This is a genomic window from Natranaerobius thermophilus JW/NM-WN-LF (assembly GCF_000020005.1).
GTDB lineage: Bacteria > Bacillota > Natranaerobiia > Natranaerobiales > Natranaerobiaceae > Natranaerobius > Natranaerobius thermophilus.
Genome location: NC_010718.1, coordinates 1,844,588 through 1,865,106, shown reverse-complemented (window position 1 = coordinate 1,865,106; position 20,519 = coordinate 1,844,588). Strand labels below are relative to the sequence as shown.

The 20,519-nt window shown below is 35.1% G+C and carries 24 protein-coding genes; all 24 read left to right on the top strand.

The window, feature by feature from the left end; all coding sequences use genetic code 11:
- The first annotated feature begins 87 nt into the window (after positions 1-87).
- The 24 genes from NTHER_RS09080 to NTHER_RS08975 all read left to right on the top strand — a co-directional run bounded on the left by NTHER_RS09080 (position 88) and on the right by NTHER_RS08975 (position 20,471).
- Positions 88-840: a YebC/PmpR family DNA-binding transcriptional regulator gene (locus NTHER_RS09080; protein WP_012448239.1), complete on the top strand. Its 753-nt coding sequence runs from the start codon at positions 88-90 to the stop codon at positions 838-840.
- A gap of 75 nt (positions 841-915) precedes the next feature.
- Positions 916-1,485 carry a BofC C-terminal domain-containing protein gene (locus NTHER_RS09075; RefSeq protein WP_012448238.1) on the top strand — a complete coding sequence of 190 codons (570 nt, stop codon included), beginning with the start codon at positions 916-918 and terminating at the stop codon, positions 1,483-1,485.
- 47 nt (positions 1,486-1,532) lie between these two features.
- The gene (gene ruvC, locus NTHER_RS09070) at positions 1,533-2,018 is read left to right on the top strand and encodes a crossover junction endodeoxyribonuclease RuvC (protein ID WP_012448237.1); all 486 of its coding nucleotides are present in this window, start codon (positions 1,533-1,535) and stop codon (positions 2,016-2,018) included.
- Positions 2,019-2,046: 28 nt separating this feature from the next.
- The gene (gene ruvA, locus NTHER_RS09065) at positions 2,047-2,691 is read left to right on the top strand and encodes a Holliday junction branch migration protein RuvA (protein ID WP_012448236.1); all 645 of its coding nucleotides are present in this window, start codon (positions 2,047-2,049) and stop codon (positions 2,689-2,691) included.
- Positions 2,692-2,706: 15 nt separating this feature from the next.
- Complete coding sequence (gene ruvB, locus NTHER_RS09060) at positions 2,707-3,732, top strand: Holliday junction branch migration DNA helicase RuvB (protein WP_012448235.1); 1,026 nt, start codon at positions 2,707-2,709, stop codon at positions 3,730-3,732.
- Between the two features lie 100 nt (positions 3,733-3,832).
- The gene (locus NTHER_RS09055) at positions 3,833-4,051 is read left to right on the top strand and encodes a DUF2905 domain-containing protein (RefSeq protein WP_012448234.1); all 219 of its coding nucleotides are present in this window, start codon (positions 3,833-3,835) and stop codon (positions 4,049-4,051) included.
- A 17-nt stretch (positions 4,052-4,068) separates the two neighbouring features.
- Positions 4,069-6,231, top strand: a complete 2,163-nt coding sequence (locus tag NTHER_RS16455) for a SpoIID/LytB domain-containing protein (protein ID WP_012448233.1) — start codon at positions 4,069-4,071, stop codon at positions 6,229-6,231.
- A gap of 26 nt (positions 6,232-6,257) precedes the next feature.
- Positions 6,258-7,289, top strand: coding sequence for a tRNA preQ1(34) S-adenosylmethionine ribosyltransferase-isomerase QueA (gene queA, locus NTHER_RS09045; protein ID WP_012448232.1), 1,032 nt, complete (start codon positions 6,258-6,260; stop codon positions 7,287-7,289).
- 100 nt (positions 7,290-7,389) lie between these two features.
- Complete coding sequence (locus tag NTHER_RS09040) at positions 7,390-8,028, top strand: hypothetical protein (protein WP_012448231.1); 639 nt, start codon at positions 7,390-7,392, stop codon at positions 8,026-8,028.
- 53 nt (positions 8,029-8,081) lie between these two features.
- On the top strand, positions 8,082-9,194 hold the full coding sequence (gene tgt / locus NTHER_RS09035; protein ID WP_012448230.1) for a tRNA guanosine(34) transglycosylase Tgt: 1,113 nt from the start codon (positions 8,082-8,084) through the stop codon (positions 9,192-9,194).
- Positions 9,195-9,219: 25 nt separating this feature from the next.
- Entirely contained in the window at positions 9,220-9,492 is a 273-nt protein-coding gene (gene yajC / locus NTHER_RS09030) for a preprotein translocase subunit YajC (RefSeq protein ID WP_012448229.1), read from the top strand.
- Between the two features lie 86 nt (positions 9,493-9,578).
- Positions 9,579-9,998, top strand: a complete 420-nt coding sequence (locus NTHER_RS09025; RefSeq protein WP_012448228.1) for a TIGR04086 family membrane protein — start codon at positions 9,579-9,581, stop codon at positions 9,996-9,998.
- 218 nt (positions 9,999-10,216) lie between these two features.
- Positions 10,217-10,402, top strand: coding sequence for a DUF1858 domain-containing protein (locus NTHER_RS09020; protein ID WP_414628122.1), 186 nt, complete (start codon positions 10,217-10,219; stop codon positions 10,400-10,402).
- A 69-nt stretch (positions 10,403-10,471) separates the two neighbouring features.
- On the top strand, positions 10,472-10,609 hold the full coding sequence (gene scfA, locus NTHER_RS15635; RefSeq protein WP_012448226.1) for a six-cysteine ranthipeptide SCIFF: 138 nt from the start codon (positions 10,472-10,474) through the stop codon (positions 10,607-10,609).
- A 54-nt stretch (positions 10,610-10,663) separates the two neighbouring features.
- The gene (gene scfB, locus NTHER_RS09015) at positions 10,664-12,133 is read left to right on the top strand and encodes a thioether cross-link-forming SCIFF peptide maturase (protein WP_012448225.1); all 1,470 of its coding nucleotides are present in this window, start codon (positions 10,664-10,666) and stop codon (positions 12,131-12,133) included.
- Positions 12,114-13,457, top strand: a complete 1,344-nt coding sequence (locus NTHER_RS09010) for a replication-associated recombination protein A (protein WP_012448224.1) — start codon at positions 12,114-12,116, stop codon at positions 13,455-13,457. The genes scfB and NTHER_RS09010 overlap by 20 nt, the downstream gene beginning before the upstream one ends.
- The gene (mnmA, locus tag NTHER_RS09005) at positions 13,444-14,550 is read left to right on the top strand and encodes a tRNA 2-thiouridine(34) synthase MnmA (protein WP_012448223.1); all 1,107 of its coding nucleotides are present in this window, start codon (positions 13,444-13,446) and stop codon (positions 14,548-14,550) included. Before NTHER_RS09010 ends, mnmA begins: the two co-directional genes overlap by 14 nt.
- Positions 14,551-14,643: 93 nt before the next feature.
- A complete protein-coding gene (locus NTHER_RS16040) occupies positions 14,644-14,817 on the top strand; it encodes a hypothetical protein (RefSeq protein WP_012448222.1) in 174 nt (57 codons plus the stop codon).
- Between the two features lie 49 nt (positions 14,818-14,866).
- A complete protein-coding gene (locus tag NTHER_RS09000) occupies positions 14,867-15,046 on the top strand; it encodes a hypothetical protein (protein ID WP_012448221.1) in 180 nt (59 codons plus the stop codon).
- 57 nt (positions 15,047-15,103) lie between these two features.
- Positions 15,104-16,210 (top strand): AI-2E family transporter, encoded by a 1,107-nt coding sequence (locus tag NTHER_RS08995; protein WP_012448220.1) that lies wholly within the window; start codon positions 15,104-15,106, stop codon positions 16,208-16,210.
- A gap of 428 nt (positions 16,211-16,638) precedes the next feature.
- Positions 16,639-19,275: an alanine--tRNA ligase gene (gene alaS / locus NTHER_RS08990; protein WP_012448219.1), complete on the top strand. Its 2,637-nt coding sequence runs from the start codon at positions 16,639-16,641 to the stop codon at positions 19,273-19,275.
- 142 nt (positions 19,276-19,417) lie between these two features.
- Positions 19,418-19,660 carry an IreB family regulatory phosphoprotein gene (locus NTHER_RS08985; protein WP_148206920.1) on the top strand — a complete coding sequence of 81 codons (243 nt, stop codon included), beginning with the start codon at positions 19,418-19,420 and terminating at the stop codon, positions 19,658-19,660.
- A gap of 80 nt (positions 19,661-19,740) precedes the next feature.
- Positions 19,741-20,166, top strand: a complete 426-nt coding sequence (gene ruvX / locus NTHER_RS08980) for a Holliday junction resolvase RuvX (RefSeq protein ID WP_012448217.1) — start codon at positions 19,741-19,743, stop codon at positions 20,164-20,166.
- A gap of 20 nt (positions 20,167-20,186) precedes the next feature.
- Entirely contained in the window at positions 20,187-20,471 is a 285-nt protein-coding gene (locus NTHER_RS08975; RefSeq protein WP_041367053.1) for a DUF1292 domain-containing protein, read from the top strand.
- The last annotated feature ends 48 nt before the right edge of the window (positions 20,472-20,519 follow it).

The window sequence follows — 20,519 nt, the reverse complement described above, 5'->3', positions numbered from 1 at the left end:
GTCTTGTAACATTGAATGATTGTTATTAGTAATTTTTATGCGAACATTATTTAGATTGTATTATCAAATTTAAAAGGGGGGATAATTTTGGCAGGACATTCAAAGTGGGCAAATATTAAGCACAAAAAAGCCAGAGTAGACGAGAAGCGTGGCAAACTTTTTAGTAAACTTTCAAAAGAAATTATTGTTGCCGCGAAAGAGGGTGGAGGAGACCCTGAAAAGAACTTTCGTTTAAGAATGGCTGTTCAAAAGGCAAAAGAAAATAATATGCCTAATGATAATATAGAGCGAGCAATTAAAAAGGGCACAGGAGAACTCAAAGGATTTAATTATGAAGAGATATCCTATGAAGGTTACGGTCCAGGAGGAGTTGCTATATTCTTGGATGCCATGACAGATAATAAAAATAGAACAGCTTCTGAAGTACGTCATATTTTTACAAAGAATGATGGTAATCTGGGTGAAGATGGTTGTGTTGCTTGGATGTTTGACCGTAAAGGTTTAATTACTATAGATAAAGAACAAGCTGAAAACATTGATGAAGAAGAACTGATGTTATTAACTGCGGAAGCCGGGGCTGAAGACTTCAAATCCGATAATAACAGCATTGAAATCGTAACTACTCCACAAGATTTTGAACAAGTGAGAGAAGCATTAGAAAACGAAGAAGTTCCGTTATCATATAAAGAAGTGACTATGATACCAAGCAATACTGTAAAAGTTGAAGGTGAAGAAGCCAAGAAAGTCCTACAGCTAATGGAAGAGCTGGAAGATCATGATGATGTTCAAAATGTTTATGCTAACTTTGACATTGATGATTCTTTAATGGAAACAGGTTAAGTGAGAATAATCCCCCCAGTATCTGGGAAGGATACCTTTTAGGTGTATCTCTTTTCAGATTGGGGGGAAATTTTTATGAACTTTAAAAAATCTCTTAAACTTAATCAGAAGCAAATAATTGGTACAGGTGCTGTGCTTGTCATTATAATATTTTTGATTGCCAGCCAAGTAGGGCCAGGTAACGGTACAAAAACTGAAGAAATAGCAATAGATGAGGATACTGAAATCAACTATATTAAAAAATTTACAGAATGTGGTACTGAAAAGCATTATTCTCAAGAGTATCCCCCGGAAATTTTCGAACGGATGGACTTTATAGGTTATACAGAAGAAGAACTGACTGATTTTTTACCCGATGATTGGAAATTGGAAGAATTCAGCCAAGAAAGTGTGACTTTGGCATACTACGGAGAAAAATATGAGAAGCATGAAGAAATTGTAGAAAAGGTCAACTCAGATTTTGTAGGGTATGTGGGGATCTATCAAAACAAAATTGCCATATATAGAGGAGAACCTCCGGAAGGGGAATTAGTAGAAGTTACTAGATATCAGGTGAAAGATGTATATTTCAATGAACTCAAAGAAGGTATTAAGTTTGAAAGTGAAGAAGAAAAAAATAAAATACTGGAGAGCTATACCAGCTAATAAATCGATCTATTAAAAAACAGGAAAAATGTTGGGGTGGATTTACTATGATTATAATGGGGTTAGATCCTGGAATAGCAGCATGTGGGTATGGTATAATACATGCTAAAGGTACTAAATTAGAATGTCTTGCATGCGGTGTTTTACGTACATATAGTGACGAAAGTGCTACAAAGCGCCTGGAATCAATTTATCAAGGAGTTTCAAACTTGATAAGTGAATTTTCACCGAATACTGTAGCTGTAGAAAGTTTATTTTTTGCCAAGAACTCTAAGACAGCGATGAAGGTGGGACAAGCCAAAGGGGTACTAATGCTTGCAGCAGCTCATAACAATTTAGAAATCTTTGAGTATACTCCTTTACAAGTTAAACAGGGAGTTTGCGGTTATGGTTCGGCTTCTAAGGAACAAGTGCAAAAAATGGTTAAACAGATTCTAAGTTTAGATAAGATTCCTAAGCCTGATGATGCCGCAGATGCCCTGGCTGTGTCATTGTGCCATTCCCAGGCATACCGCTTGAGAACTAGATTATAAAATTGAACTAGATGGTGAGGGGATAGAAGTGATCACTAGAATAAGAGGCGAGATGTTAGAAATTACACCTGATTATTGTGTGGTTATGGCCGGAGGTTTAGGATACAAAATATACATTCCTGATAATTGTCAAGAGGAGATACCGGATCCTGGACAGGAAATTGACTTACATACATATTTATCTGTTCGAGAAGATGCTATGACTTTGTATGGGTTTACTAGTGGTGAACAGTTGGCAGTTTTTGAATTGATTATGAATGTTTCCGGAATAGGCCCTAAAATTGCTTTAGCTTTAGTAGGGACTATACCACCTACAGAATTTTATTTATCTGTACTTAATGATCAGGTTAATCAGTTAACGAAAGTTCCTGGAATTGGTAAAAAATCAGCTCAAAGGATTATTTTGGAATTAAAAGAAAAAGTTAAAGATATAACATCCAAAGATGCTTATCAAGATATATCTGCATCAGAAAAACTGGATAATACAGGTGAAAAATTAGGCATTAGTACCAGACACAAACATCTTGATGAATTAAAAGCTGCTTTAAGCAGTTTAGGTTATACTAATCGGGAAATTGAAAAAACAGTTGATGCAATTCAAGGACAAATAACGGAAGGGCAAGATATGGAAGAACTCTTGCGATTAGCTTTACAAAAATTAAACACGAAATGATGAGGAGGAAAAATAATGTCCTCAGATGAAAGAATTATTACTCGCCAGCAAGTGGGGGAAGACTATCAACTGGATAGCGATTTGCGTCCAAGAAAATTTGATGACTATATTGGTCAAGAAAAAGTAAAGACTAATCTAGAGATTTTTATTAAAGCTGCAGTTGAGCGTTCTGAAGCTTTAGATCATGTGCTATTATACGGCCCTCCAGGATTGGGAAAAACTACTTTAGCCCATATAATTGCAGAACAAATGGGTGTGAATATTCATGTGACATCAGGGCCTGCCATTGAGAGGCCTGGAGATTTAGCTGCTATTTTAACAAATTTAGAAGAACGGGATGTCTTGTTTATTGATGAAATACACCGCTTGCCTAGAAGCGTGGAAGAAATTCTTTATCCTGCTTTAGAAGATTTTTCGATAGATATTATGGTAGGAAAGGGACCAAGTGCTAGGAGCTTGCGCCTTGATTTAGCTCCCTTTACCTTAGTGGGAGCAACTACTAGAGCTGGTAGTCTATCTAGTCCTTTAAGAGATAGGTTTGGAGTTGTAAATAGACTGGATTTTTATTCAATGCAAGATCTTTGTCAAATTGTGACTCGATCAGCAGACATTTTGGGAATAGAAATTACTGAAGAAGGGGCCAAAAAACTAGCTCAAAGTTCTCGCGGCACTCCTCGGATAGCCAATAGATTATTGAAACGTGCCAGGGATTATGCTCAAGTTAAAGCCGATAACAAAATCACAGCAGAAGTTGCTGATAAAGCTTTGGAAATGCTCGAAGTGGATTCTTACGGATTAGATGAGATTGATAGAAGATTGATGCATACAATTTATAATAAATTTAGTGGTGGCCCCGTTGGCCTTGATACTATTGCTGCTGCCATTAGTGAAGAAGCTGAAACTATTGAAGATGTTTATGAACCATTTTTGCTACAATTAGGTTTTTTACAGCGTACACCTAGAGGACGTGTACTAACTAAGGCAGCTAAGAATTACTTAGGCCTTTCTGATGACTCACCAGAGCAGCAAAAATTATTTTAGGTGGACTCAGATCACTTACTTAATTCTAAAATAAGTTTTAAGTTATTTCTAAATTAATTCCTAATATTGTATCTAAATTATTTCACCTGAGGTGGTATCAATGTTTGATCAATTTGGTCGACTACTAATAACCTTTGGAATACTATTCTTAGTCATGGGTGGAGTTGTCACTTTGATATCTAAATTAGGCAATATTGGTAAGTTACCAGGAGATATTTTTATTCAACGCGGTAATGTCACTTTCTTTTTCCCATTAACTACTTCAATTATAATAAGTATTATCTTGTCATTGATCCTGACTTTTATAATCCGAAGATAAATTAAGGAGGAGATTCAGTGGTTAGAACAACTAGTTTGATCACTTTAATTTTATTATTTTCTATTGTATTTATAGGTCTAAATTATGATGTATCGGTATCTGCTGATAGTCCAGGAATTACATCAAATTTGGATGAAGTTGAGGTCGGAATACTTCACAGGGAAGATGATTTGGAATCAAGTATAAAGCTTGAGCCCGTTTACAACAATACAGACTTAGAAATAAAATTGAACGGAACTGCTATACCAGTTTCTAATGGTGCAGATGGTGTAAATATTGAGAAAAAAAGTAATCGATTACTAATTAATGGTGAAACTATCGATGAATTCAATCAAGGGAGCTCAATTTCAATTACTTATCCAATGAAAATAGGCCCGATAAGTTCTAAACAAATAAGTGAACTAGAATCAAAAGTAGAATCCCAAGAAGAAATAACTAACATAACTACTATTCAAGAGTCTGGTGCTAAATATTTAGAAATGGAGCTAACAGAACTTGATGCAATAAATTCAATCATGAAAATTATAAATGATAGATTATCTAAAAAAGGATATTCTTATCAGGGTGATTATTTAGTTATTTTAGAAAAAAGTCAAGATAAACAAATGATTGAACAACGTAAAGATGAATTTAATGACTTAGATTCATTGCATACAATTTCTTTTGGTGATAAATGGGCTCTTCTAACTGAAATTGATCAATTAACAACAGCTTTTTCTTTGATCAATAAATATGATATAAATATGGATGATTTCAAAATTTACGGTCCTGGATTTTATAGGAATAAAGACAATACTGAAGTGATTACTATTGATAGACCTGGTAAAATATCAATTCTCTTGACAGGTGATTATTCGGAAACAGAATTAATGAAATTAAAAGAACTTATCAGTGATAAAACTTTTCTTGAAACTAATTTAGTAAAAGAAGGTTCCAAAGGTCTATTAATTGGAAGTTTTAATGAAACAGTTGATGAATCCTTAATTAAAAATTATTTAACTGACCACAAAGGTATAGCTAGTAAAATTGGAGGAAAATACAGGACGGAATTTGCAACTGTATCTTTGAAGGATTTTACAGAAGGAAATGATACATATCAGAAAAGTAGTTCACAGAAAGACTCTTCTCAGATAGAAGAAATTATAATTCATGGTAATGGAAATCCAATTGAACTTGAAAATAATAATCGTTCTTATCGTGGTAAGATGAAACTAAGACTTAAAGATAACGGATTTATGGTTACTAATGTTGTGGGATTAGAAGACTATCTTAAAAGTGTCGTTCCCTCAGAAACCTATAGTTCCTGGGATATAGAAGCCTTAAAAGCTCAGGCCGTAGCTTCTAGAACTTATGCTATTTATTCACAGCAAAACAACAATTATAATGATTTTGACTTGACTGATTGTCAAAATTCACAAGTATATAAAGGTTATCAAGCTGAAAATTCTAAAACTACAGAAGCTGTTAACAGTACAATGGGAGAAGCAATTTATTATAATGGTGATGTGATAAATGCACTTTATCATTCTAACTCAGGTGGGAAAACTGAAGATCCTGAAAATGTATGGGGATCTGCTATTCCTTATTTAAGCTCAGTCGAAAGCTCATGGGATGAAGAAGCTGAAGATAGTAATTCTGATATTTACAATTGGGAAAAACAGATTTCTCGAGAGAAAATTTCTGAAAAGCTAAATGAAGACTATGATTTAGGAGAATTAAAGGATATTGAGATATTAGAACGAACATCAGCAGGACGAGTTAAAGAATTAATTTATAGAGGGACAAAAGGTGAGGAAAAGATATTCGGAGATAAAAACAGAACCCCTATGGGTTTGAAAAGTACTAAATTCGAAAAAACTTCTAATAGAGAAGATACAGAAGTTTCTATAAAAACAGGAACAGGTAGACAAAAAAAATATGTAGAAAGAGATCAGTTATACGCTGTTTCCGCAGATAGTAGTATCCCTAAAGAAGTCACAGAAAGTCAGCAAGAATACTATATAAAAAGTGGCAATGGAATAAGGGAGGTAAGAAAAATTCTCCAGTTTACTTTTTCAGGGAAAGGGTTTGGACATGGATTAGGTATGTCCCAATGGGGTGCCCACGGAATGGCCCTTGAAGGTTATAATTACAGGGAAATTTTAAACCACTATTACAGTGATCAAATAATAATTGAATAAAATAAAATAGTAAATGGGGTTGTAATATGAAATTAGAAGAATTTAATTATGAACTTCCAGAAGAATTAATCGCACAGAAACCACTTGCTAATAGATCTAAATCCAGATTAATGGTAGTTTCAATTAATTCATCAGATGTCCAGCACAACCATTTTGAAAAATTACCACAGTACGTAAAGGATGGAGATCTGTTTGTAATTAATAATAGTAGAGTAATACCTGCCAGATTATTTGGTAACAAAAAACAGACAGGTGGAAAACTGGAAATGGTGCTACTTCACCCCTTAGAGGGTAAAGATGAATGGGAAGTGCTGGTTAAACCGGGTAAGCGTGCTAAACCCGGGAATGTATTCGAATTTGGTCAAGAAACTTTGGAAGCAGAAATTTTAGATATCACTCCTGAAGGTAGTCGAAGAGTCAAATTTTATTACCAAGGAAATTTTCAACAGGTATTGGACCAATTGGGTCAAATGCCTTTGCCTCCATATATAAAGGAGGAATTAGAGGATCCCGAACGATATCAGACTGTGTACGCCAAGGAAAGTGGGTCAGTAGCGGCTCCTACAGCTGGGTTACATTTCACACCAGAAATCATAAGTGATATTAAGGATCAAGGTGGAGAGGTAGCCGAATTAACTTTACACGTAGGCCTAGGTACTTTTAGGCCTGTAGAAACTCCTAATATTGAAGAACACGAAATGCATGCTGAATATTATCAACTCCCAGAAGAAACAGCCAAAAAAATTAATCAAGCAAAACAAAGGGGTAATAGAGTGATTGCTGTAGGTACAACAGTAGTTCGTACTTTGGAGACAGTTAAAACTGACGATGGTTTAGTTCAGCCTGGAAAAGGTTGGACAGACATATTTATCTACCCCGGATACGAATTTAAAGTAGTTGACGCTATGCTAACTAATTTTCATTTGCCTAAATCTACATTGTTAATGTTAGTAAGTGCATTTGCTGGCAAAGATTTAATAATGAGCGCTTATCAAGCTGCCATAGAGGAAAGATACCGGTTTTTCAGTTTTGGAGATGCCATGTTTATTAAAAATTAGGTACTGGCACTGTTATAGTTAGTTGTTGATATTGTTACAGTTATCAACATTCAGCCAAAAATTAAATTGGCGATTTAGTTATTACAAGGAGCGCTGGAAAATGCGAATGAAATGGAATAAAGAAATTAATGAATTACTGATCAAAGCAGCTTCAGTTATCGAAAAATTTGTGGCACTGGCTTTGTTAGTCGGGGTAGTGTTGGGATTGTACCTTTATATTGTGACAGGGAATTTTTATCAAAATTTTTTTGGTGAAAATATTTACGATAATTTTAGAAATTTTATTAGTTTAATATTGATTTTTGTGATAGCGCTGGAACTCAGTGAAATGTTGTTGATAAAACGGCCTGGAACAATAGTAGAGATCTTCTTTCTTGCTATTGCTAGGAAATTACTAGTTTATACGGAAAATACATATGAGCTAGTCTTAGGTGTCATAGCATTAGCGGGAGTTTTTATGATTAGAAAATACTTATTTATTGATCATTTTGAGCCGTATGAATCAGTTATTGTTGGTGGAAATACTTTTATAAAAGATGCTAATAAAATTGCAGGGGTCAATATACTTCAGGATCCCAGTGAAACTACGATCAATCAATTATTGCATAAGCTTTCTGAGGAAGAAAGAAGGCAACTCGTAGAAAACTTAACTTTTACTGTAGGGGATGCAAAGTTAACTATATTGGATATGAATCAAGAATTCATATCTAAAGTTAGAATAAAAAGATTGAACAATTAAAATGTAATGATTTTAGATTTTTTTAATGAAATGACTACAGGCAGGTGAAATTATTGGCTATAAGTTATCAATTAGAACAAACATCATCGGAATCCAGGGCTAGACTGGGAAAGCTCAAAACTCCTCGTGGTGAAATTCAAACTCCAGTTTTTATGCCTGTGGGAACCCAAGCTACTGTAAAAACCATGACACCAGAAGAGTTAAAGAACTTAGACGCTGAAATAATATTAGGTAATACGTATCATTTGCATTTGCGACCAGGAAATGACATTGTTAGGGAAGCAGACGGACTTCACAAATTCATGAATTGGGATAGACCCATACTTACTGATAGTGGGGGGTTTCAGGTATTTAGTCTGGGTAAACTAAGACAAATATCAGAACAGGGTGTTGAATTTCGTTCACATATAGACGGTTCAAAACTGTTTATGACACCTGAAAAATCTATTGAAATTCAGGAGGATTTGGGTTCTGACATAATGATGGTCTTTGATGAATGTCCACCCTATCCAGCCGAATACGATTATGTTAAAGAATCAATGGACCGTACTATCCGGTGGAGCAAAAGATGCTTACAACATCAAAAACACCCTGAAAAACAAGCCTTGTTTGGTATAGTTCAGGGTGGTATGTATCCCGAATTAAGAAAAGAAAGTGCTTTAAAAACAACAGAATTAGATTTCCCAGGTTATGCAGTAGGTGGATTAAGTGTAGGTGAACCTAAAGAAATGATGCTTGAAGTACTTAATACAACAATTCCTTATCTACCGGAAGAAAAGCCCCGATATTTGATGGGGGTTGGTACACCTGATTATATAATAGAAGCAGTTAGAATGGGTATAGATATGTTTGACTGTGTTTATCCTACAAGAGTAGCACGAAATGGTACTGCTATGACTAGATTTGGGAATTTAACTGTTAGAAATGCTGTATTTCAAAGAGATTTTCAACCAATAGAAGAAGATTGTGATTGTTATGTATGTCAAAATTATTCAAGAGCTTATCTAAGGCACTTAATAAAAGCAAATGAAATCCTTGGATTTAGATTACTGACTTGGCATAATTTGTTTTTTCTGATAAAGTTAATAAAGGAACTACGTCAGGCAATAGCAGATGATAATTTTCTAGCCTGGCGGGATTCTTTTTATAAAAATTATCAAAATTAATATTTAATTAAGGAGGAATACTCTCATGCCAGAAGTAGTGGGTTCGTTTTTACCGCTGATTATTTTAATTGCAATTTTTTACTTCTTGCTTATCAGACCACAACAAAAGCAGCAGCGAGAAAGACAGGAAATGCTTGATAATTTGAAAAAGAACGATAAGGTGATTACCATTGGTGGAATTCATGGTACCATCAAAGATATCAAAGAGGATCAGCTAACTTTAAAAATTGCGGAAAACTTATCTATAACCATGTCTAAGTTCGGGATCCAATCAGTGGTTAATGACGAAAACAAATAATAATAAGACAAGTGTAATCGTTATCGAAACATAATCCTCCATCATCTCACATAAATATTTACTAGCCTTGCTAGGAGGTGATGGGGATGGCTCGAATGAGGAACAGTTCTGCGGGCTCAAATAAAGCTCAAGGAAGCTCTGAAAGTTTATTGAACTCTCCTTTGGTGCTAGGAGTGATTCTGGCTTATTGTATAACTCTAGTTGTTTTTGTACTAGCCAGTCTCATGTTTACGTTCACTCCACTACCAGAAGCAGTAATGCCCTATCTTACGTATATTACGAGTATCATCAGTGTATTAATTGGGAGTATCTATGCCGCAGGAAAAATTGGGTATAAAGGATGGCTCAATGGAGGGATTTGTGGTCTTCTTTATTTCTTGGGTTTGTTTATTTTGAGCCTGGTTTTAGGTGTACAAATTGTATACGGTCTTCAGTTAATTTCTAGAGCATTACTAGCTTTTGTTATAGGAGCAGTAGGTGGTATATTAGGGATAAATATCAGTTGATGGCTTAGAAATTATTTGTCTTTTAATAAGTGGGACTTGATTGTGGAAACATAATATTAGAATCAACTTTTGCCGGGGAATACCCGGCTTATTTATTGAGTTGAATCACCCCTTGACCGCTTGATAATAAGAAAGTAAAATGTTAACAGAGTTCAGGTGTTAAAATTATGTAAATTAGTTGGGAGGTAATGACTTTGTCAGAAAAAGTAACCAAAGATATGACTATCAGTGAAGTTTTAAAGAAAAATCCTAAAACAGCTGAAGTCTTTATGAAGCACGGTATGCAGTGTTTAGGCTGTCCTTCAGCAGCAGGAGAAACCGTTGAACAGGCTGCTATGGTACATGGAGCCGATGCGGACAAGTTGTTGGAAGAACTTAACAAAGTTTTTGAAAATGAAGAGTAAGACTAATTGAATTAGGCCTACGCTGAATGTAGGCCTTTTCTTAACAAGAATACTTTAGGAGGTGTAATAATGAAACATATAAAAATTATTTCAGAAGCAAAAACAACAGATAATAATAAAACTGGATGCGGTGAGTGTCAAGCTTCTTGTCAGTCTGCTTGCAAGACTTCATGTACTGTAGGAAATCAGGCATGCGAGCAAAAATAAATGATATAAGGTGATAATGAAAACGAATTGAAAATTGAAAGTGAGTTGAACAGCATGAGAAATTTTAAACCCTTAATTCACATATTCAATGTAGCTGATAGATACTTTTTATTTGACACAAATGCAGAGACTTTTTTAGAGATCAGTAAAACTTGTTATCAGATAATTGAAGAAGCCCGACAAAATATAGGTGATAGGGGATTACTCACAAAAGAAAGCTTTTCAGAGTTGATCAACTCTGAAATAGAGGACATAATTAGGCTTAGTAATCTTAATTATCAAGATGCTAATCAAATAGAAGAAACTATCACGGAATTGAAGATGCTTTATGAACAAGGTTTAATCTTTTCTGAACTACAATATCCTGTGGATGAAAAAAATATAGGAAAGTCTGGTATCAAAGCTCTATGCGTACACCCTGCTCATGATTGTAATATGCGTTGTAGTTACTGTTTTGCTGAAGGTGGATCTTATTCCCATGATATAAGCTATATGGATATCGATACTGCAAAACAAGCTGTTGAATTTTTAGTGAATAATTCTGGAGACAGAAAAAACTTAGAGATAGATTTCTTTGGTGGAGAACCTTTATTAAATTTTCCGGTAATTGAAAAATGCGTTGCTCATGCAAAGGAGTTAGCTAACAAGCATGGGAAGCATTTTAAATTTACTTTAACTACCAATGGACTTGCATTAACTGATTCAATTATTGATTTTTTAGTTTCAAATCGTTTTGCCGTAGTTATGAGTTTAGATGGAAGAAAAGAAATCCATGATAATTATAGAACTGATCTGGCAGGTAATAGTACCTACGAAAAGATTTTACCTGCTTTTAAAAAATTATTAAATAAAATGCAGGCTCACGATTACTGTGAGTATTATATCAGGGGAACTTACACTCGCAAAAACTTAGATTTTTCCGAGGATGTGTTTCATATTGCTGATTTAGGTTTTAGCAGGATATCTTTAGAACCTGTTACTGGTGAAGAGAATTCAAGTTTTAGTTTAAATGAACATTATTTAAGTAAGTTGAAAAGTGAATACTTAAAGATAGTTGAAAACAGTTTAACAAGAAATAACTCTTCAGAGATTAACTTTTTTCACTTTAACCTAGATCTTAATAATGGACCATGTACTACCAAAAGAATTACAGGGTGTGGAGCAGGTTTTGATTATTTGGCTGTTGACCCTGGAGGAAATTTATATCCATGTCATCAATTTGTTGATATGGAAGAATATTCCATGGGTCATGTAGCTGAGAATAGCTTAAACTCTGATATTTCTAAGAAATTCAAAACTAACAATTTGATAAATAAAAACGATTGCTATGATTGCTGGGCTAAATTTTTATGTGGTGGAGGTTGTCATGCTAGTGCCCTAAAAGCTAATAACTCAATCGAAATGCCAAACCAGCTCGATTGTCAGTTAAAGAAAATTCAGTTTGAATATGCTCTGTACAAAAAAGCGCGTGAACAGGAAGTAGATAAAGAAGGGGTAGTTCATCATGGATATGGATCTGTTTAATTATAATTTAGAAGAAAAAAAGTTTAATGACACTCCGCTGGCGGACAGGATGCGGCCTCGTAGCCTTGACGACTTCGTGGGACAGGAACAAATCTTAGGAAAAGGCAAATTATTACGAAGGGCCATTGAAGCCGATCGACTTACTTCAATCGTACTTTATGGCCCTCCTGGTTCTGGAAAAACTACTATAGCTAAGATTATCGCCGAAAACACAGAAAAATATTTCTATCAATTGAATGCTGTCACTAGCGGTGTCAAGGATTTACGGGAAGTGGTGGAAAAATCTAAGGAGAATAGAAGTTATTATAGTAAAGGTACAATTATGTTTATAGATGAAATTCATAGATTTAATAAGAGTCAACAAGATGCACTACTTCCATATGTGGAAGATGGGACAATCACATTAATTGGAGCTACTACTGAAAATCCGTATTTTACAGTTAATAATCCTCTTCTCTCTAGATCCCGAATATTTAAGCTAGAACAACTGGGGATTCAAGAAATTGAGACTTTACTACGTAGATCCTTGCAGGATGAAGAGAAAGGTTTAGGTAATTATAATGTTGAAATAAATCAAGATGCATTGCAGCATCTGACTGATTGTTCTAATGGAGATATTCGAATTGCATTAAATGCACTAGAATTGGCTGTATTAACTACTGTCCCCAATGAAAATGGGACGAGAATTATTACTAAAGAAGTGGCTGAAGAATCAATCCAAAAAAAAGCTGTATATTATGATCGAGATGGGGACTATCACTATGATGTCATTTCTGCTTTTATTAAATCTCTACGCGGTTCTGATCCAGACGCAGGTTTATACTGGTTAGCCAGGATGTTATCTGCAGGAGAAGATCCTTTATTTATAGCCCGAAGAATGTTAATTTTTGCCAGTGAAGATATAGGTAATGCAGATCCTATGGCTTTACAGCTTGCATTGTCAGTATATCAGTCAGTAGAAAGACTGGGCTTACCAGAAGGAAGGTTGACTTTGGCACAGGGTGTTACTTATTTAGCTTCAGCTCCCAAAAGTAATAGTAGTTACAAAGGGATATTAAAAGCTATTTCAGAAGTTGAACAAGGAGGTCATGATCAAGTACCTCAACATTTAAAAGATTCACATTATCAAGGAGCAAAGGAACTTGGACATGGAAAGGGTTATCAATATCCTCATAAATACCCTGAAAATTTTGTTCATCAGTCATATTTACCTGAGGAATTTCAAGATAGAATATATTATCATCCAACGGAGAATGGTAAAGAAAAAGAAATAAAACAACGTTTGAACAGGTTTTGGGATAAGCGTGGTGATGATGATGAGTAATAGAGTTTTAGTGGCAATGAGCGGTGGGGTAGATAGCTCAGTTGCTGCTTTAATGTTAAAAGAACAAGGTTATGAAGTGATCGGTGCTCATATGCGAATTTGGTACAGGGAAGAAGATGAAGAGCTTTATGAACAAAATGTGAAAGGTTGTTGTTCACTAGCTGCTGTCCACGACGCCAAGAGAGTTGCCGATAAAATTGGAATACCTTTTTATGTATTGAACTTTAAAGAACCCTTTTACGATTGGGTTGTAAAGAATTTTATCGACGAGTATTTACAGGGACGAACACCAAATCCGTGTATAGCATGTAATAGATTTATTAAATGGGAAGAATTTTTGAAACGCGCAATGGCTTTAGAATGCGATTATATTGCGACTGGTCATTATTCAAAAATTGTATATGATAATCTTAAAAACAGATATTTACTGTACCGTGGTAAAGACAAAACCAAAGATCAGAGTTATATGTTATCGCAATTAACCCAAGAGCAGCTGGCCCGTACATTATTTCCCTTAGGTGATTATTACAAAGAAGATGTAAGAAATATTGCTGAACAAAACGAGCTTGGCGTGGCTGATAAACCAGATAGCCAAGAAATTTGTTTTGTTCCCAATAACGATTATGGAGAGTTTCTTCAATCTGTAGTACCTGAACACATTAATCCTGGTCCTATCCTTGACGCCCAGGGAAATAAACTGGGTGAGCATAAGGGAATTGCCTTTTACACCATAGGACAGAGACGAGGTTTAGGCATTTCATTAGGTAGACCAGTGTATGTTATTGATATCGATGCAGATAATAATGCCCTCATAGTTGGGGATAAAGAAGAATTATACTCGGATGGGTTGATTGCAGAAGAGATCAATTTAATTCCATATGAACAAATTGAAAATTCAATTGATATTGAATGTAAGATTAGATATAATTCAAGAAATGTATCCTCAACACTTCAGCCCTATGGAAATGATCAACTATTGGTTAAATTTAACCAACCCGTAGAGGCAGTAACTCCAGGTCAAGGGGTTACTTTTTACCAAGATGATTTGGTGATTGGCGGTGGTACTATACTTAAGGCGACCACGAAAAAATAGCAAAACTTTTCATAACTTCTTCTCTTTAAGTTAGAATAACTGTCCCCTCCACAAGGAATAATAAGGTTAAAAGACTAATTTGGAGGGGATATTATGGTTACGTATTGTCCAGTATGTAATAGAGTAGATATTGGTAAAGTTGGAGCTAATCAATATTATTGTTGGCATTGTTGTATAGAATTTAGTATGACTGGAAAACACAGATATCGCTTATACAGTATCGAGGATGATGGTACCTTATCCTCACTTGGTGAAGAAAAAGTATAATATCTAGGAAACTAAATCTAATATATGTATAGCAGGAGGAGATGAATCAATGCTTGGTGGTGGATATATACGAGGTTTAGTAACAGGAGGCATACTAGGTGCTATGGCAGGTTTATATTTAGCTGCCAAAAGTAGCTCTGGAAATTCAAATATTGATAACACTTATGATGAAAACTTTCAAGGAGTGAGAGGTCAAGACGAAACAATATCTAATTATCGCTATAGATAGGGGAGAAAGTGTTAGTCAAGTATCAGTGTTTTCATTAAAGGGAGTGGGGAAACTAGCATGGATTTTGAAGATAGAAGATGGATGAAAAAAATTGGTCTGGCGACAACATCGGTTTTGATTGTAATAATAATTTTCGCGGTACTATATTGGTTATTATCTACAGCAGTTATTTTACGAAGTCAAATAATTAACTTTCTATTACCCTTTCTGTTTGCCTTTGTTGTTGCCTATATTTTAAAACCAGCTGTAGACTATATGGAAGAGAACAAAATCCCTAGGATTTTAGCCATATTGATTTTATACGCAATAATTGGCAGTTTTCTAGTTTTTGTTGGTGGTAGAGCTTTTGCAACTATTGTCAATGAAGTGCAAAAATTAATTTCTATAGCTCCACAATATGCTAGAGACATACAATTCTTTTTAATGGACCTTGAATTGTGGATTGAAAGACACGATTTGCCAATTATGGTAACAGAGACAATTAGGGAAAATATTGCTGAAGCTGAGACCGAACTAACGGAATATTTGGATAGAATAGTTGATGTAGAGAGTTTACTGGCATTTGCATTGAATATCTTTGGGCATTTCTTGAGCTTAGTTGCTTTTCCAATTATTTTATTCTATTTCTTAAAGGATACTGATTTAATCAAGAAAAACCTGAGTTTCTTAATTCCTGGAAGATTTCGTAAAAGGTTTTTATTTGCTTTTAGGGATATTAATAGAACAATTGGAGCTTACATTAGAAGCCAAATCATTATCTGTGGATTTATAGGGCTATTGACTTACTTGGGATTAATGATACTCGGAGTTGATTTTGCCTTAGTTTTAGGAATTTTTGCGGGTATAACTAATATAATTCCCTACTTTGGGCCATTTATTGGCGCTATACCTTCAACAGTAGTTGCTCTATTACAGACTCCAACTCTGGCTATAAAAGTTATTATTCTGATAACTATTATTCAACAAATTGAAAGTCAAATAGTTGCACCACAAGTTTTTGGAAAAAATCTAGCAATTCATCCTCTAGCAGTAATAACTGTTTTAATAGCTGGTGGACAATTTTTTGGTATTTTGGGAATGATTTTAGCTGTACCAGTTTTAGCTATAACTAGAGTAGTAGTAAGGCACTTGGCTTTCGATTTTTGGTTAGCCGAAAAAGAGTGATAACTTGACACACTAAAGGCCAATTAATATAATATAAGAAAATCTAGATAAGTAACCTCAATGAAGGGGCTATAACTGGTTCCCAGAGAATAAACCCCAGTGTAATTTTAGTTATTTTTTATTAAGTATTAACTAGTTGGTCACTGGCTGAGAGGGTTTTGGACCTATAATGCCACCCTGGAGAGGTCGGTCGAAGCCTTAAAAGGTCGTAAGGTTGTAGGCCGAGACGGTTGGTTATCGTTATTAAACCAGGGTGATTAATACACCGAAAAAGCGACTGGTTATGCCAGTAATTAGGGTGGTACCGCGAGTAATCCTCGTCCCTTGTGGGAACGAGGATTTTTTGTTGTTTTGCATGACATGATTAATTATAAGCTTTGTTGTTAACCCGGTATATCATAACCAAAATTTAATAAGGGGGTAGTTTTATGAGAACCCATGAGATTAGAAAGAAATTTCTGGAGTTTTTTGAAACAAAAGATCACTATGTGAGGAAAAGTTATTCGATAATTCCCGAAAATGATCCTAGTATTTTACTAATTGGAGCTGGTATGGCACCTTTAAAACCGTATTTTACTGGCGAAAAAACTCCACCATCCCCTAGAATGGCAACTAGCCAAAAATGTGTTAGAACACCGGATATTGAAGAGGTTGGAATTACAGCTCGTCATGCTACTTTTTTTGAAATGCTAGGTAACTTTTCCTTCGGAGATTATTTTAAAAGAGAAGCGATATTCTGGGGATATGAATTTTGTACTGAATGGCTAAGTCTATCTCCGGAAAAATTATGGGCTAGTGTATACCTGGATGATGACGAAGCATACGATATATGGCATGACGAAGTGGGGATACCTCATGAACGAATAGTGAGATTAGGTAAAGAAGATAACTTTTGGGAAATAGGAACAGGGCCGTGTGGTCCATGTTCTGAAATTCATTACGATCGAGGTGCTGAATACGGATGTGATTCTCCTGATTGTAAACCAGGTTGCGATTGTGATCGTTATTTAGAAATTTGGAATCTGGTTTTTACCCAGTTCAACAGAGATGAAGAAGGTAACTACACAACATTAAAACAAAAAAACATTGATACAGGAGCAGGTTTAGAGAGATTGGCCGTTTTATTACAGGACGTTCCTTCCATTTACGAAATAGATATAATTAAGCCTATCTTAGATCATGTTATCCAGTTGAGTGGAGTTAATTATGGAGAGGATAATGACAAAGATATTTCATTAAGAATAATTACTGAACATTTACGAAGTGTTACTTTCATCGTTGGTGATGGTGTGTTACCTGCTAATGAAGGTAGAGGATATGTTTTAAGAAGAATCTTAAGAAGAGCTAGCCGTCATGGCAAATTATTGGGAATAAAAGATACATTTATGAGTGATGGAGTTGATCTGGTAATAGACATTATGAAAGAAGCTTATCCTGAGCTAGAAGAACGTAGAGAATACATCAAAAAAATTGTTGAGATCGAGGAAGACCGTTTTAATAAAACAGTTGATCAAGGATTAGGTATTTTGAATGAATTCTTGGAGAATATGAACAAACAAGGCAAGAACACCTTAGAGGGATCAGATGCTTTTAAATTATATGATACATACGGATTTCCTCTTGAATTAACTAGAGAAATAGTGCAAGAAAACGGTTATACTTTAGATGAACAAGGCTTTCAGGAAGAACTTAATAGACAGAGAGAACAGGCAAGAAAGGCTCAACAGGAATCAGAAGGTATGCTAACTGAATCAAATGCTATGAAGCAATTTCAGGACCAAAAAGTTGAATTTACTGGCTATGATAATCTAGAACAAGAGTCACAAATTATCGGGATTATAGATCACAAAAATGATGACTTACTTAAAGAGGTACAAGAAGGAGAAGAAGTTCAAATTTTGATCAATCCTACACCCTTTTACGGTGAAAGTGGTGGTCAAATAGGTGACACAGGGGAAATCTTTTCAGATAATGGTAGAGCTCATGTTAAGAATAGCTCTGTAAACGGGTATGACCAAACAGTTTTACAAGTGAAAGTGACTGATGGACAGCTTCGTACTGGTGACAAGGTCAGTGGTAAAGTTGATTATCAACGGCGAAAAGATATAATGAAAAACCACAGTGCGACTCATATGTTGCATTATGCTCTTAAAAAAGTCGTAGGAGCCCATGTGGAACAGGCTGGTTCTTTAGTGGCTCCAGATCGTTTAAGATTTGATTTTACTCATTTTGCTCCTTTATCTGAAGATGAAATCAAACAGATTGAACTTGAGGTTAATAAATTAATTAGAGAAAATTCCAGAGTTAGAGTGATAAATACCGACTTGGAAGAAGCTAAAGAATTAGGCGCTGTTGCCCTATTTGAAGATAAATATGAGCAAGAAGTACGAGTGATTGAAATAGGACCTGCCGTTGAACTATGTGGAGGTACTCATGCAACAGCCACAGGTGAGCTAGGTTTATTTAAAATTGATAATCAAACCAGTGTGGGTGCGGGAGTCAGAAGGTTGGAGGCCTTAACCGGCCAACACGCCCTTGAATATTTGGATCAAAAAGCAGAGCAGATTCAAGATATTGCTGAACTATTAAAAACAGAAGAAAACAAAGTAGTTGAAAAAACCCAAGAGTTCCTAGAAGATTTTAAAGCAAAAGACAAGGAAATAGAAAAACTAAAAAATCAAATATTTACCTTTAAAGTCGATGATTTATTAGCTCAAAGTAAAGATATATCTGATTTTAAACTTGTTGCTAACCAGTTAAATGATTTTGATGCAGATAGTCTGAGAGATTTATCTGAACGCGTAAAAAATAAACTTGACAGTGGTGTGGTAGTATTAGGAAGTTCTACAAACAACAAAGCGTTATTTGTAGCAATGGTCACTAAAGACCTTGTTGAAAAAGGTGTTCATGCTGGGAATATAGTTAAAGAAGTAGCTAAGATAACAGGGGGCGGTGGTGGAGGCCGTCCAGATATGGCACAAGCAGGTGGTAAAGAACCTGATAAGCTCAATGAAGCAATTATGAAAGTAGAAACTTTAGTTAGAAACCAACTTAGTCATAGCTAATGATAGAAGACAAGATGCGATAAATTTAACCGTTATTTATTGACAGGAATTTTAAAGTTTTTGCAGAATTAGATAATGGAGCATTAAATAAAGAGGTGATAGAATGTCAAAAAGCCCTAATGATAAATCTATAGGAAAAACCATGAGGTATAATATTCCCCAGGATGATAATCAGGAAATTCGCGAGATTTTGCAGCAAGTGTATAATGCTTTGGAGGAGAAAGGCTACAATCCTATAAATCAGTTGGTTGGATATTTTATGAGTGGTGACCCTACTTATATTACCAATCATCGCAATGCCAGATCAGTTATCAGGCAAAGGGAAAGAGATGAGTTGTTGGAAAGAATTTTAAAATCTTATTTAGAGAATAATTCCCTTTCCTAATTTGGTTTTATGTGGTAAAGTTACATGTATAGATAATTTGGTATGCGGGTACAATATATTTCGTAAATTAGGTGATATTCATGAGAATTATGGGTTTTGACCTTGGCGAAGCTACAATAGGAGTGGCGGTAAGTGATGCGTTACAACTAACTGCCCAAGGGAAGACAGTTATCAAAAGACAATCTTTAGAAAAAGATATTGAACAAGTTACTAAGTTGATAGAAGACTATCAAGTGAGTAAGTTGATAGTTGGACTACCCAAGAATATGAATGGGAGTTTGGGACAAATGGCTGATCAGATAATGGATTTTATTAAATCTCTTGAACAAGAAGTTGACATCCCTATTGAAACCGTAGATGAAAGGTTAACTTCTCGCATGGCCGAGCAGACATTGTTAGAAGCCGATGTTTCTAGAAAAAAGAGAAAACAAGTTATTGATAAACTGGCAGCCGTCAATATTTTGCAAACATACCTGGATAGACAGGTAAATAAAAATAATAATTAAGAATTTAGGAGGGATCATTGTTGGCCAATGAAGATAACAATCAGGTGATTGTCTTGGAAGATGATAAAGGAGAGCGACATAATTTTGAGGTTTATGACTTTTTCAAAGAACAGGATAATGATTATGTCGTATTGCTTCCTACCCAGGAGCAACAGGACAAATATCCTGAAGAGGCTGATGAAGCAGTAATCATGAGAGTAGAGCAGGATGAAAATGGTGAATACATGTTGACTACTGTCGAAGATGATGATGAGTGGGAACGAGTCAAAGAGGCCTATGAACAGAAGATGGAAGAATTAGATTAAATCTATTAAAATTAAAATAGAGCCTTAGGGCTCTATTTTTTTTATGGT

Coding starts and splice junctions, on each gene's coding strand:
- yajC (WP_012448229.1), top strand. CDS start 9,220: ATGCCAGAAGTAGTGGGTTCGTTTTTACCGCTGATTATTTTAATTGCA.
- scfB (WP_012448225.1), top strand. CDS start 10,664: ATGAGAAATTTTAAACCCTTAATTCACATATTCAATGTAGCTGATAGA.
- NTHER_RS16040 (WP_012448222.1), top strand. CDS start 14,644: ATGGTTACGTATTGTCCAGTATGTAATAGAGTAGATATTGGTAAAGTT.
- NTHER_RS09010 (WP_012448224.1), top strand. CDS start 12,114: ATGGATATGGATCTGTTTAATTATAATTTAGAAGAAAAAAAGTTTAAT.
- NTHER_RS09040 (WP_012448231.1), top strand. CDS start 7,390: ATGCGAATGAAATGGAATAAAGAAATTAATGAATTACTGATCAAAGCA.
- alaS (WP_012448219.1), top strand. CDS start 16,639: ATGAGAACCCATGAGATTAGAAAGAAATTTCTGGAGTTTTTTGAAACA.
- mnmA (WP_012448223.1), top strand. CDS start 13,444: ATGATGATGAGTAATAGAGTTTTAGTGGCAATGAGCGGTGGGGTAGAT.
- scfA (WP_012448226.1), top strand. CDS start 10,472: ATGAAACATATAAAAATTATTTCAGAAGCAAAAACAACAGATAATAAT.
- ruvC (WP_012448237.1), top strand. CDS start 1,533: ATGATTATAATGGGGTTAGATCCTGGAATAGCAGCATGTGGGTATGGT.
- NTHER_RS09020 (WP_414628122.1), top strand. CDS start 10,217: ATGACTATCAGTGAAGTTTTAAAGAAAAATCCTAAAACAGCTGAAGTC.
- ruvX (WP_012448217.1), top strand. CDS start 19,741: ATGAGAATTATGGGTTTTGACCTTGGCGAAGCTACAATAGGAGTGGCG.
- NTHER_RS09000 (WP_012448221.1), top strand. CDS start 14,867: ATGCTTGGTGGTGGATATATACGAGGTTTAGTAACAGGAGGCATACTA.
- NTHER_RS09075 (WP_012448238.1), top strand. CDS start 916: ATGAACTTTAAAAAATCTCTTAAACTTAATCAGAAGCAAATAATTGGT.
- NTHER_RS08985 (WP_148206920.1), top strand. CDS start 19,418: ATGAGGTATAATATTCCCCAGGATGATAATCAGGAAATTCGCGAGATT.
- ruvB (WP_012448235.1), top strand. CDS start 2,707: ATGTCCTCAGATGAAAGAATTATTACTCGCCAGCAAGTGGGGGAAGAC.
- queA (WP_012448232.1), top strand. CDS start 6,258: ATGAAATTAGAAGAATTTAATTATGAACTTCCAGAAGAATTAATCGCA.
- NTHER_RS09025 (WP_012448228.1), top strand. CDS start 9,579: ATGGCTCGAATGAGGAACAGTTCTGCGGGCTCAAATAAAGCTCAAGGA.
- NTHER_RS08995 (WP_012448220.1), top strand. CDS start 15,104: ATGGATTTTGAAGATAGAAGATGGATGAAAAAAATTGGTCTGGCGACA.
- NTHER_RS09055 (WP_012448234.1), top strand. CDS start 3,833: ATGTTTGATCAATTTGGTCGACTACTAATAACCTTTGGAATACTATTC.